Source organism: Kitasatospora sp. NPDC058243, assembly GCF_042882025.1.
GTDB lineage: Bacteria > Actinomycetota > Actinomycetes > Streptomycetales > Streptomycetaceae > Kitasatospora.
The window spans coordinates 1-12,126 of sequence record NZ_JBHVWW010000063.1; the positions used below are offsets into that span (position 1 = coordinate 1).

Sequence of the window (12,126 nt, forward strand, 5' to 3'; positions counted from 1 at the left end):
CCGTCGTCACCCTCGACGCCCGCCGCCGCGACAGCGCCAAGAGCGCCCTCATCACCCTCGTCGAACACGCCCTCCTCGCCCGACTCCGATGACGGACACGGCCGCGGCCGCGGCCCACGGACCTTCGTTCGGAGGTCTGCGGGCCGCGGCCGCGGCGGGTCGCCCGGCGGGCTGCCCGGTGAGCTACTCGGCGGTCTGGTCGGTGGGCTCCAGGCCGGCCCGGATCAGCCCGTAGGTGTAGGCGTCCTCCAACGCCAGCCAGGAGGCGGCCACCACGTTGTCGGCCACCCCGACGGTCGACCAGGTGGACGTGCCGTCGGTGGACTCGATCAGCACCCGGGTCTTGGAGCCGGTGCCGTGCTGGCCCTCCAGGATGCGGACCTTGTAGTCCACCAACTCGAACCGGGCCAGCGGCGGGTAGATCCCCTCCAGCGCGGTGCGCAGCGCCTGGTCCAGCGCGTTCACCGGGCCGTTGCCCTCGCCGGTGGCGATCCGGCGCTCCCCCTTCGCCCACAGCTTCACCGTCGCCTCGTTGCCGGTGAACCCGTTCGGGCCCTGCTCGCTGATGGTCCGCCAGGACTCCAGGGTGTAGAAGCGCTCCCGGCCGCCGCGCACCTCGTCGCGCAGCAGCAGCTCGAAGGAGGCGTCGGCGGACTCGTAGGTGTAGCCGAGGTTCTCCTGCTCCTTCACCTTGGCCACCACCCGGCCGGCCAGGTCCCGGTCGCTGGACAGGTCGTAGCCGAGCTCCTTGCCCTTGAGCTCGACCGAGGCGCGGCCCGCCATGTCGGAGACCAGCATCCGCATGGTGTTGCCGACCCGCTCCGGGTCGATGTGCTGGTACAGGTCAGGGTCGACCTTGATTGCGGAGGCGTGCAGGCCCGCCTTGTGCGCGAAGGCCGAGTAGCCGACGTACGGCTGGTGGGTGGAGGGGGTCAGGTTGACCACCTCGGCGATCGCGTGCGACAGCCTGGTCATCTCGGCGAGCCGCCCCTCGGGGAGCACCCGCCGGTCGTACTTGATCTCCAGCGCGCCGACCACCGGGAACAGGTTGGCGTTGCCGACCCGCTCGCCGTAGCCGTTGGCGGTGCACTGGACGTGGGTGGCGCCGGCGTCCACCGCGGCCAGCGTGTTGGCCACCGCGCAGCCGGTGTCGTCCTGGGCGTGGATGCCCAGCCGGGCACCGGTGACGGCGAGGACGTCGGCGACGGTCTCCCGCACGCCGGCCGGCAGCATCCCGCCGTTGGTGTCGCACAGCACCACCACGTCCGCGCCCGCCTGGTGCGCGGTGCGGACCACGGCCAGCGCGTACTCGCGGTTCGCCCGGTAGCCGTCGAAGAAGTGCTCGCAGTCGATGAACACCCGCCGCCCCTGCGCGCGCAGGAACTCGACGCTGTCCCGGACCATCTCCAGGTTCTCGTCGAGGGTGGTGCGCAGCGCCAGCTCCACGTGCCGGTCGTGCGCCTTGGCGACGAGGGTGACGACCGGGGCGCCCGAGGCGACCAGCGCGGCCAGCTGCGGGTCCTCCGCGGCCTTGCCGCCGGCCCGGCGGGTGGCGCCGAAGGCGACCAGCCGGGCGTGCCGGAGGTCCAGTTCGGCGGCGGCCCGGGCGAAGAACTCGGTGTCGCGCGGGTTGGCCCCCGGCCAGCCGCCCTCGATGAAGCCCACCCCGAACTCGTCCAGGTACCGCGCGATGGCCAGCTTGTCCGCCACCGTCAGGTTGATGCCCTCCCGCTGCGCACCGTCGCGCAGGGTGGTGTCGAACACGTGGAAACTGTCGTCGGTACGGCTGACCTCGGTCATGACCCCTGGTTCTCCGTTCGGGGAGGTTCGTACTGCTCTGCCGGATTGCGAGTCCCGGCTCCACTGTCCAGCATCCCGCGCGCGGCTCCGGTGTCCCCGAGCCCCTTGTGGGGGCTCTCGGCCGGTCCGGAGGCTGTGTTCATCGGGGCGGTGCCCGAAAAACGAAAAAACCCCTCGCGGGTGCGAGAGGTCTGCGCGCGGGTCTGGACGCTGGTGGTCGCTCCGCATCGGGTCCTGCGGGAGCGGTCACTGCGGACCGGCGCGCCTGCTGCTAATCATCAGCGACAGCGAGGACACGCTCGCAGTCTGGCACACGTCCCGGCATCCGGCCCGCCCGTCTCGCGATGCGGAACAGGGCAGGCCGGAGCGGGTGCCGCCTCAGACGATCTTGTGCAGCCAGCCGTGGGTGTCGGGGGTCTGGCCGCCCTGGATGGCCAGCAGGGCCCGGCGCAGCTCCATGGTGGTCGGGCCGGGCTCGCCGGCGCCGACCGTCCAGTCGGCGGCGGCCGACTTGACCGAGCCGACCGGGGTGATGACGGCGGCGGTGCCGCAGGCGAACACCTCGGTGAGGGTGCCGTCCGCGTTGGCCTGCTGCCACTCGTCGGTGGAGATCTTCCGCTCCTCGACGGCGTAGCCGAGGTCGGCGGCGAGCTGGAGCAGCGAGTCGCGGGTGATGCCGGGCAGCAGGGCGCCGGACAGCTCGGGGGTGACGATCTTCGCGTCCTTGCCCTCGCCGAAGACGAAGTACAGGTTCATGCCGCCCATCTCCTCGATCCACCGGTGCTCGGCGGCGTCGAGCCAGACGACCTGGTCGCAGCCCTTCTCGGCGGCCTGGGCCTGGGCGATCAGCGAAGCGGCGTAGTTGCCGGCGCACTTGGCGGCGCCGGTGCCACCGGGAGCGGCCCGGACGTACTCCTTGGACAGCCACACCGAGACCGGCTTGACGCCGCCCGGGAAGTAGGCGCCGGCCGGCGAGGCGATGATCATGAACAGGTAGGAGTTGGCCGGGCGGACACCCAGACCGACCTCGGTGGCGAACATGAACGGACGCAGGTACAGGCTCTGCTCGGGCTCGTTCGGCACCCACCCCTGGTCCTGCTGGACCAGCAGCTCGACGGCCTCGACGAAGGTCTCCACCGGCAGCTCCGGCATCGCCAGCCGGCGGGCCGAGGCCTGGAAGCGGGCCGCGTTGGCCTCCGGACGGAAGGTCGCGATGGAGCCGTCGGCCTGGCGGTAGGCCTTCAGGCCCTCGAAGATCGACTGGCCGTAGTGCAGGGTCATGTTCGCCGGGTCGACCTCCAGCGGCGCGTACGGCGCCAGCTGGGCGTCGTGCCAGCCCACGCCCTCGGTCCAACGGATGGTGACCATGTGGTCGGTGAAGACCCGGCCGAAGCCGGGGTTGATCAGCCGGGCCTCGCGCTCCGCGGTGGGCAGCGGGTGGGCGGAAGGCTTGAGGTCGAACGTGATGGGCGCCTGGGTGGGCGTGCTCATGGCTGTTTCCTTCACCGTGGGGTAGGTCCGGGCCGCCACCGCCGGGTGCCCGCCGCGGCCAACCAGCACCGGAACGAACGCACAACGGCACGACCCACTGTCGATACTCGCATCCAGAGGGCCGTGCCGAACAGCTGCCCGCTCCTTGGGGAGCTGCAAGCTGCGGTTATGTGGTGCGGCCCGCCGGGCCGCGACCGTTGTCGGCCCCGGCCCGTGGGCCGGAGTCCGTCAAGCGGATCCGGCCCGTCAGCCGGCTACTCGGGTGACCAGCGCGTCGCCGACCGCGGAGGTGCTGCGGGTGCCGGTGCGCTCGGCCAGGTCCGCCGCGACGGCGGCCTCCACCCGGGCGGCCTCGGCGGCGAAGCCCAGGTGCTCCAGCAGCATGGCGACCGACAGCACGGTGGCCGTCGGGTCGGCCTTGCCCTGGCCCGCGATGTCCGGCGCCGAACCGTGCACCGGCTCGAACATCGACGGGAACTCGCCGCCCGGGTTGATGTTGCCGCTCGCGGCCAGGCCGATCCCGCCGGTGACGGCGGCGGCCAGGTCGGTCAGGATGTCGCCGAACAGGTTGTCGGTGACGATGACGTCGAAGCGCTCCGGCTGGGTGACGAAGAAGATCGTCGCCGCGTCGACGTGCAGGTAGTCGGTGGTCACCTCCGGGAACTCCCGGCCGACCTCCGCGAAGATCCGCGACCACAGGTGCCCGGCGTGCACCAGCACGTTGTTCTTGTGCACCAGCGTCAGCTTCTTGCGCGGACGCGCCTGGGCCCGGCGGTAGGCGTCGCGCACCACGCGCTCGATGCCGAACGCGGTGTTCAGGCTGACCTCGGTCGCCACCTCCTGCGGCGTCCCGGTGCGCAGCGAGCCGCCGTTGCCGACGTACGGGCCCTCGGTGCCCTCGCGGACCACCACGAAGTCGATGGTCGGCTCACCGGCCAGCGGGGACTTCACCCCGGGGAACAGGCGGCCCGGACGCAGGTTGATGTGGTGGTCGAAGGCGAACCGCAGCTTCAGCAGCAGCCCCCGCTCCAGCACGCCCGACGGCACGCTCGGGTCGCCGATGGCGCCCAGCAGGATCGCGTCGTGCGACTTCAGCTCGGCCAGCACGCTGTCCGGCAGGGTCTCCCCGGTCCGGTGGTAGCGCCGGGCGCCGAGGTCGTACTCGGTGGTCTCCAGCTTCACCTCGGCGGGAAGCACGGCACCCAGGACCTTGAGACCTTCGGCCACCACTTCCTGGCCGATGCCGTCACCCGGGACAACTGCGAGACGAATCGTGCGAGACATGCTCGGACCCTACTCCGGTGTCCCAGGGGCTGACACCCGGCGTCCACCATCCGGACGGGTCAGGGTGACCGTCAACGGAAACGGCCGCTGAACCGTCAGGCTGCCAGGGAAAGTCCCGCTCTGAACGTAATCGCCGGCAGCCTCATCCAACTCGTAGGCGTGAACCACCGGTTCACACCGCTCGCGCTCGACACGCCAGAAGTAGCGGATCCCGGCAGCGGCGTACTTGCGCGGCTTGACGTCGCGGTCCCGCTCCGCCGATGCCTCCTCGACCACTTCCACGGCCAACAGAACATCCCGGGCCAGCCAGAACGTCTGATCGGGCCCGGTGTCCGCTCGGGCATCGACGACCATGACATCGGGCTCCGGCCGGTTACGGGTGTCGAGCTTCAACCCCATCCGGCAGCAGACCTCCCAACCGTCCGGCACCTGGTCGGCCAGTTGCTGATCCAGCCTGCTGGTCGTCCGGGCATGGAACGTTGTCTGACGGGCGGAGAAGACCAGGCCACCGAAGAGCAACTCGGTGTGGGGCGGGAGATCCCGTAGCCGATCCAGGTCGTCCGCGGTGTAGCCGGTAGCCGGAGGGCGCAGCCACTCCGGCATCGCAAGGTCGAGTTCCCTTTCCACCGGGGCACCGTCGCAGGCCGATCCGCCGGGCTGCCACCTCATCACCCCTTCGAGGGAGCGCGGGGGGCCTGATCCGCGCGGGGGGCGCGCTTAGGGTGGCGGGGTCCGGCAATCCCTCGCGGAAACGGGGTCGAGCAGCAGATGGGCGTGCGGCGGCGGGAGGTGCTGGTCTGCGGGAGTGCGGCCGGGCTGGCGGTGGGCGGGTACGCGCTCGCGGTGGGGCTGCGCGGGGTGTGGCCGACGGGGGCGGGCGAGGCCGCCCTGCCGTACCACGCCCACCTGTGGGACCTGCTGCACGGGCGGGCCGCCGGGGACCTCCTGTTCAACTGGAACAGCGGCTACGGCGTCCCGTTCCTCGCCGACTTCTTCGCCTACCTGATGAACCCGTTCTCCTGGCCGACCGCCCTCCTCCCCCGCGACCAGGGCCGGCTCGCGCTCCTCCTGGTCACCCTCGCCACCATCGGCCTCGGCACCGCCCTGATGGCCCACCTGCTCGGCCGGCTGCACGCCGGCCCGCACTGGCTGCGGGCGCTCGCCGCCATCGGGTACGGGCTCTGCGCCTGGGTGCTCGACGTCGGTGGGGCGGCGCCGATGTGGCTCTGGGGCCTGGTCTCGCTGCCGCTGCTCGGCCTGGCCGCCGACTGGTGCCTGCGCGAGCGGCGCTGGGTGGCCGGCTCGCTGTGCGTCACCCTCGCCTGGGCCGGCAACCTGTACACCGCCGCGCTGGCCACCCTGATGGCCGGGCTGCTGCTGGCCGTCCGCCTGTTCGCCACCCCGCGGCCGTTGCGCCAGCGGGTCCGGGTCACCGGGCGGGCCTTCACCATGGCCACCACCGGTGTCCTGCTCGCCTCGCCCGTGCTGTTCGTCGCCGTCCGGGCCGCGCACGGCGCCCAGCCGGAGTCCCCGGTGCAGCCGCTCGGCCCGTCCGGGCTCGGCGGGCACCTCGCGCAGTTGCTGCCCGCCACCCACGGCGGGCGGCCGCTGCCGGACGTCGCGATCGGCCTGCTGGGGCTGCTGCTGGTGTGCGGGCTGCCGTTCAACCGGCGGGTGCGGGTACGGGAGCGGGCGGTCTGGTGCGGGGCGCTGGTGCTGGTGGTGCTCAGCTTCGTCTGGACCCCGACCGTGCTGGTCTGGCACGGTCTGGCGATCCCGGCCGGTGGGCCGTACCGGGTCGCGTTCGTGCTCAGCGGCCTGCTGGTGCTGGCGGGCTGGGTGTCGCTGGCGCACCGGCCGGACCGGCCGACCCTGCTGGGCGGCGCCGCCGTGGTCGCGGTGATCGCCGCGCTGGCGGCGGGCCGGCACTCGGTCCGCGCCTCCACCTGGACGCTGCTGGCCGTCGGCGGGGTCGTCCTGCTCGCCGCGCTCCGGACCCTCGACCGCCGGCACACCGACCGCCGGGCCACCGCCCTGGCGACCTGGGTGCTGGCCGGCGTGGTGCTCGGCAACGCCGTCTGGTCCGGGTACGCGGCGCTCGCCGCCGCCCCGGCCGACCCCGCCTCCCCCGCCGCCGTCCGGGCCGGGTACGCGGCGGTGCGCGACGGCGCCGACTGGCCCCGGGGCCGCAGCGACCCCGGCCCGCACGCCTTCACCACCAACGATCCGCTGCTGCTCGACGGCCAGGGCGGCGGCTACTTCAGCGGCTACCTGCCGACCGTCGCCGCCCTGCTGCTGCACGACCTCGGCGCGGGCTGGACGGCGGGCGGGCGGCAGACCGCCAGCGTCACCGACCCGGTCGGGCAGGCCCTGTTCGCCGTCCGCGCCCACCTCGACGACGGGCCGCCCCCGGCCGGCTTCACCCCCGGACGGGCCGCCGCACCGCCGCTGGTCACCGTGCTGCCGCCCGGCGCCCGGCCGGACACCTCCTCGGTCTGGTCCCGGCAGGAGTCACTGCTCGGCAGCCGGGTGTACGAGGCCCCGCTGCCCGTCCCGGCCGGCGGCCCGCCGCCCACCCTGCACGGCACCAGCGGCTGGTCGCTGCCCGGCGGCGCCGAGGGCACCGTCCTCACCGCGGCCTGCACCCCCGGCGGCACGGCCTACTTCCACGGCGTCTGGTACCGGGGCACGGTCAGCGGCCTCGGCACCACCTACCGCAGCGACGGCGAACAGCCCACCACGGCCGTCGCGATCCACCGGCTGGGGCCGGTCCCCGCCGACGGGACGGTCCGGGTGACCCTGCGCTCCGACACGGTCGGCCAGGTCCCGGCCCGTCCGATCGGCTGTCTGCGGCCCGGCGCCCTGGACGCCGCCGTCGCCCGTCTCACCGCCACCGGCGCGACCGGCGTGACGGCCGGCGGGCACACCCTCGCCGCGACCCTCCCGGCCGGCTCCACCGGCACCGCGCTGCTGTCCGTCCCGGCCGCCGAGGGCTGGACCTGCGCGGCGGGCGGCGGCCGGTACGTCCCGCCGACGCCCGTCCTGGGCATGATCGGCGTACCGCTCGGCGCCGGCGCCGACCGCATCGCCTGCTCCTTCCGCCCGCCCGGTCTCACCGAGGGCCTCACCGTCTGCTCCGCCACTGCCGCCGCCCTCGCCCTGGTCGCCGTCTTCACCCGCTTCTCCCGCCGCCCGACCCGCGCCCCCCGCCGCACCCGCCGGCTCGCCGCCCAGGCCGCCGACCGAGGCTGAGGCGGCCGGGCCTGAGGCGGCCGGGCCGGGCACGGCCGACCGCCGGTGGCACCGCAAGTGGGCCCGCGCCACCGAGGCGCGGCACAACGCGCGAGGGGCGGCCCGCCAGGTCGGCGGGCCGCCCCTCGGACGGGTGCGGTCAGGGGAGGCTGATCACCTGGCTCCGGTGGGCGGCGGGGTTGAGGTGGTGGAGCAGGAGCAGGCGGGAGGTGTCGCCGGGGGTGCGGCGGATGTCGAGGACGGTGCCGGGCCGGACCGGGGTGGCGAGGGCCGCGGGGCCGCCGAGGCCGGCGCGGATGTCGACGGCGGGGTGCAGGACGTCGAGGGCCAGGACGGGGCGGGTGCCGCGCAGGCCGATGGCGGAGTAGGACTCGGCCGGGTCGGGTGTGCCGGGGGCGACGGTGCTGGTCCAGACGCCGTAGTGGATGGTGCTGTGGCCTTCCCGGACGCCCGGGAGGGCGCTCAGCCGGACGGGGAGGACGACGGCGTCGCCGTCCAGCAGGGCGGTGTCGGTGTCGCCCCAGTGGCCGTTGAGCGGCTGGACGTCGAGTTCGGCGCCGGTTCGGGCGTCCAGGGCGCGGGAGACGAGGACGTCGCTGTTGCGCAGCCGGTCTGCTTCGAGGATGACGTCGGTGGTGCCGTCGCCGTCGGTGTCCAGGGAGACCCGGACGCCGTAGAGCCCGACCGGGGTGGCGGCCGGGGCCCAGAGCTGGGCGCCCACGTAGAGCAGGTCGGAGCCGGTGGCGGCACCGACGACCCGCAGGTTGGCGGCCCGGTCGCCGGGGTGCTGGACGCAGACGTCCTGCGGGGGGTCGGCCGGCTCGGCGTCGTCGTCGGGCCGGATGCCGGCCCCGGGCCCGACGGCGGCTTCGCTGTCGGGCGGGCAGTCGGCCCAGCGGGTGCCTTCGCCGCCGAGGGTGAGGGCGGTGACGAGTCCGGGCCGGTTGCCGGGGGCGGCGCTGCCGCCGAGCATCAGGACGGTGCCGTCCCGGGTGGTGCGGGCGGCGGCGGTGGCGGTGAGGTCGGTGGCCGGGCGCGGGGCGGCGAGGACGGGGACGCGCAGTTGGGGCAGGGCCGGGTCGGTGACGGGGGTGAGCAGGACGCGGCCGGAGAGTTCGGCGCGGTAGCTGCGGGCCTTGCCGTCCTGCACGGTGTCGATGGTGGGGTCGGGGGCGCGGCCCAGCTCCCCGGGGACGGCGAGGGTGACGTGCACCCGAGCGGTGCCGCCGGCCGGGACGTCGACCTGGTCCGGCGTCACCTCGAAGGTGGCGCCGGGCAGTTCGGTGGCGGCCGCGTAGCCGGTGCGGTAGCTCAGCGGACGGTCCGCGTGGTTGCGCACCTCGATGTCGCGGCCGAGGGCGGTCGGCCCGGCGATCTCGACCGGCCCGTAGGAGACGCCGACGCTTCCTTCGGCCGCTCCGTCGCCGGCCGCGTAGGCGACGACGGGGGTGTGGACGGCCCGGTCGACCTGGGCGCGGCCGGCGCCGGTGCGCTCGGGGCCGTAGACCGGTCCGCCGTGGTCGTCGCCGAGCCAGGTGTCGACGGCGGTGTTCATGAGCGCGGCCTTGAGCTGTTCGACCGGCCAGTCGGGGTGGGCGGCGCGGACGAGGGCGGCGAGGCCGGTGATGTGCGGGGTGGCCATCGAGGTGCCGTCCTCGCGCTGGCCGCCGCTGCCGGTGCCGACGAGGGCGGACCAGATGGTCTCGCCGGGGGCGGCGAGGTCGGGTTTGACGATGCCGGGGACGCCGATGCCGCGGGAGGAGAAGTCGGTGAGGGTGTCGGTGCGGGCGGGCTGGTTCTGGGAGACGGAGCCGTGCAGCGGGTTGCCGGGGGCGGCGAGGCGGACCTCGACCGGCCCGGCCGCGGCGGCCTGCCGGAGCCGTTCGCCGTCGGCGTGGGCGAGCAGGGCGGCCGGGATGCGGTCGTTGCCGGAGATCTCGGCGAGGTGGTCGGTGTCGGCGGCGTAGAGGGCGCCGATCGCACCGGCGTCGGCGGCGTGGTCGGCGCGGGGGCCGGAGTTGCAGGCCCGTTCGGTGTCGCGGGTGCGCCAGGTGAGGACGGCGATCTTTCCGGCGAGCCGCTGCCGGTCGGCTTCGCTGTAGGCGGCGCAGCCGTCGGACTGGTCGGCGGGCAGGGCGAGTTGGCCGCTGACGTCGGCGCTGGACCAGCCCTGGTAGCGCTCGCTCCAGTGGGCCGGGACGACGCCGGCCAGGCTGGCGGGGGCGAGCACGGTGAGGCCGTCGGTGTCGCTGTGCGGGTCGACGGAGGCGGCGACGGCGATGGCCCGGGCGGCGGTGCCGGGGCTGCCGCCGATGCCGTAGACGTCGCCGTCGTTGCCGGCGGCGGCGACCACGACGGTGCCGAGGGCGGCGAGCCGGTCGACGGCGAGGGCGTCGGTGTCGTCGGGGTTGCCGAAGCGGCTGCCGAGGGAGAGGTTGACGACGTCGAGGCGGTCGCCGAGGTCACCGTCGCCGTTGGGGTCGGCGGCGAGGTCGAGCGCCTGGGCGAGCCGGTCGGTGGAGCCGTCGCAGCCGAAGACCCGGATCGCGTACAGCTGGGCGCCGGGGGCGGCGCCGGGGCCGACCTTGAACCCGGCGGGGTCGAGTCCGGGCCGGTAGGGGCCGGTGTACGGGTGACCGTCGGCGGTGACGCCGTAGCCGGCGGCGGTGCCGGCGACGTGGGTGCCGTGCCCGTTGCGGTCGCAGTCGATCGGGTTGTCACTGGGGTGCGGGACGGGCTGGTGGTGGGGGGAGGACGGGTCGGGGTTGTAGTCGTCGCCGACCAGGTCCTTGCCGCCGATCACCTTGGCGTTGGGGAACAGCTCGGGCGGGGCCGGCTTGCCGCGTTCGACGGAGCGGAAGGCGGCCTCGGTGCCGGGGCCGCCGAAGTCGGCGTGGGTGTAGTCGATGCCGCTGTCGATGATGCCGATCCGCACCCCTTGGCCGGTGTTGCCGTCGCCGGTGGCGCCGGCCCAGACCTGCGGGGCGCCGATCAGCGGGACGGAGTAGGCGTTGTCCCGCTGTTTGCGGACGATCGGGTGGACGGCCCGGACGCCGGGCAGCGCGCGCAGGGCGGGCAGCCGGTCGGCGGGCGCGTTGACGGCGAGGCCGGTGAGCAGGGTGCGGGTGCGGTAGAGCTCGCCGGCGGTGGGCGCCGCCCGGTGGACGGCCGCGGCGAGCCGGTCGAGGGCTTCGCCGGCCTTGGCGCGCTGGGCGGCGCCGGCGTCGGCGGCCTCCCGGCGGGCGGCTTCCGGGGAGCGCTGGGCCCGCCGGGCCCCGTCGGCGGCGCGCCGCCAGGCGGGGCCGGCCGGCTCGGTGCCGAGTTCGAGCAGGACGGTGGCCGTTCGGCCGGCCCTCGACGGCTCCGTCGGGGGCCCGCCGGAGGCCGGGGTGGCGGCGAGCGCCGCGCTCCCGGCCAGCACGGCCAGGGTGAGGCCGATCCGGGTGATGGGTCGGCGGACGGATGGCAGGCGCACTGGGCCCTCTCCCCCCGGCAGGGGGACTGATCCGCACACCGTGTCGCTGACGCCCGCCCGCGCGAACGTCGATCACCCTTCCGGGGGCCCCAAATTAGGATGATCGCGCCGGCGAGCGCGAGCAACTTCCCTCGGACGGACGCCGGTTGCACTCGACCGGGTGACCTGACGGCAGCCCGAGCGGCCTATTCGGCGGATGAACGGCCGGGTCGGAGAAGCCCCCCGAGGAGGGCCGTCCGACGACCCCTGACAGACAGGCCCGCCAGGGGTTCCCGTCAGAGGTGCCCGGTCGAGCCGCCGTTGTCGCGGCGGTCCAGCGCCCGCTGCAGCGCGGCGGCGGCGAAGGGGTTCCGCTCGGCGGCCCGGCGCCGGCGCGGGGCGCGGACGGGGGTGGCGGCGGGGGTGGCAGTGGCGTGGCGGTCGGCGGTGAGGGGCATACCGGGCTCCTTGGAAGCGGCGCCCCGAAGAGGGCGCGGGAGGGGAGGGGTACGCGCGGGGGCAGGGATCGCCTGCCCGTGAAGGCGCACGCGGACACGGGCCGAACGCCCTGTCTACAGGGTCGGCACGCCGTATCGCCCTTCCACGGTACGACCGGGCCCGGGCCGTGTCTGCACGAATACTTGGATTTCCTAGTATCTGAGACGGGCGCCGCCCGGGGGAACGCAGCGGGGGGCAGGGGGGGAACGGACAAGGGGAGGAGAGGCAAGAAAGGGGGAGGGGGAGGGGGGGGAGAGAAAAAAGCCCCAGAACCCTCCCGCCGGCTAGACGCGTCACCTCACCCACGCCGAGCCGGCGGGCGCCATCGCGCCCGGGCGCGCCGGTCC

General features: G+C 74.8%; 7 protein-coding genes and 1 pseudogene. 2 read left to right on the forward strand and 6 right to left on the reverse strand.

Translation table 11 applies throughout. The annotated features are described in order from the left end of the window. Positions 1 to 92 (forward strand): annotated as a pseudogene (locus tag ACFVX9_RS31000) (ATP-binding protein); the annotation flags it as partial. Positions 93 to 183: 91 nt separating this feature from the next. On the opposite strand, the gene cimA reads toward ACFVX9_RS31000, so the two are convergent. The 4 genes from cimA to ACFVX9_RS31020 all read right to left on the reverse strand — a co-directional run bounded on the left by cimA (position 184) and on the right by ACFVX9_RS31020 (position 5,202). Beyond that, on the reverse strand, positions 184 to 1,800 hold the full coding sequence (gene cimA, locus ACFVX9_RS31005; protein WP_380380428.1) for a citramalate synthase: 1,617 nt from the start codon (positions 1,798 to 1,800) through the stop codon (positions 184 to 186). A gap of 378 nt (positions 1,801 to 2,178) precedes the next feature. Continuing rightward, the gene (locus tag ACFVX9_RS31010) at positions 2,179 to 3,291 is read right to left on the reverse strand and encodes a branched-chain amino acid aminotransferase (protein ID WP_063347722.1); all 1,113 of its coding nucleotides are present in this window, start codon (positions 3,289 to 3,291) and stop codon (positions 2,179 to 2,181) included. A gap of 246 nt (positions 3,292 to 3,537) precedes the next feature. Further along, positions 3,538 to 4,575 (reverse strand): 3-isopropylmalate dehydrogenase, encoded by a 1,038-nt coding sequence (locus ACFVX9_RS31015; RefSeq protein ID WP_063347723.1) that lies wholly within the window; start codon positions 4,573 to 4,575, stop codon positions 3,538 to 3,540. A 9-nt stretch (positions 4,576 to 4,584) separates the two neighbouring features. Then, positions 4,585 to 5,202 carry a Uma2 family endonuclease gene (locus ACFVX9_RS31020; RefSeq protein ID WP_387984699.1) on the reverse strand — a complete coding sequence of 206 codons (618 nt, stop codon included), beginning with the start codon at positions 5,200 to 5,202 and terminating at the stop codon, positions 4,585 to 4,587. Between the two features lie 141 nt (positions 5,203 to 5,343). Between ACFVX9_RS31020 and ACFVX9_RS31025 the strand changes: the two genes are divergently transcribed. Then, positions 5,344 to 7,827 (forward strand): YfhO family protein, encoded by a 2,484-nt coding sequence (locus ACFVX9_RS31025; RefSeq protein ID WP_387984701.1) that lies wholly within the window; start codon positions 5,344 to 5,346, stop codon positions 7,825 to 7,827. 139 nt (positions 7,828 to 7,966) lie between these two features. Here ACFVX9_RS31025 and ACFVX9_RS31030 read toward each other — a convergent pair whose 3' ends face one another. Further along, positions 7,967 to 11,302 (reverse strand): S8 family serine peptidase, encoded by a 3,336-nt coding sequence (locus ACFVX9_RS31030; protein ID WP_380380434.1) that lies wholly within the window; start codon positions 11,300 to 11,302, stop codon positions 7,967 to 7,969. A 275-nt stretch (positions 11,303 to 11,577) separates the two neighbouring features. After that, complete coding sequence (locus ACFVX9_RS31035; protein ID WP_363378780.1) at positions 11,578 to 11,739, reverse strand: hypothetical protein; 162 nt, start codon at positions 11,737 to 11,739, stop codon at positions 11,578 to 11,580. Positions 11,740 to 12,126: the final 387 nt, after the last annotated feature.

What these genes read in the sequence shown, in the direction of transcription:
- cimA (WP_380380428.1), bottom strand. Translation starts at nt 1,800, where the DNA reads ATGACCGAGGTCAGCCGTACCGACGACAGTTTCCACGTGTTCGACACC.
- ACFVX9_RS31010 (WP_063347722.1), bottom strand. Translation starts at nt 3,291, where the DNA reads ATGAGCACGCCCACCCAGGCGCCCATCACGTTCGACCTCAAGCCTTCC.
- ACFVX9_RS31015 (WP_063347723.1), bottom strand. Translation starts at nt 4,575, where the DNA reads ATGTCTCGCACGATTCGTCTCGCAGTTGTCCCGGGTGACGGCATCGGC.
- ACFVX9_RS31025 (WP_387984701.1), top strand. Translation starts at nt 5,344, where the DNA reads ATGGGCGTGCGGCGGCGGGAGGTGCTGGTCTGCGGGAGTGCGGCCGGG.
- ACFVX9_RS31035 (WP_363378780.1), bottom strand. Translation starts at nt 11,739, where the DNA reads ATGCCCCTCACCGCCGACCGCCACGCCACTGCCACCCCCGCCGCCACC.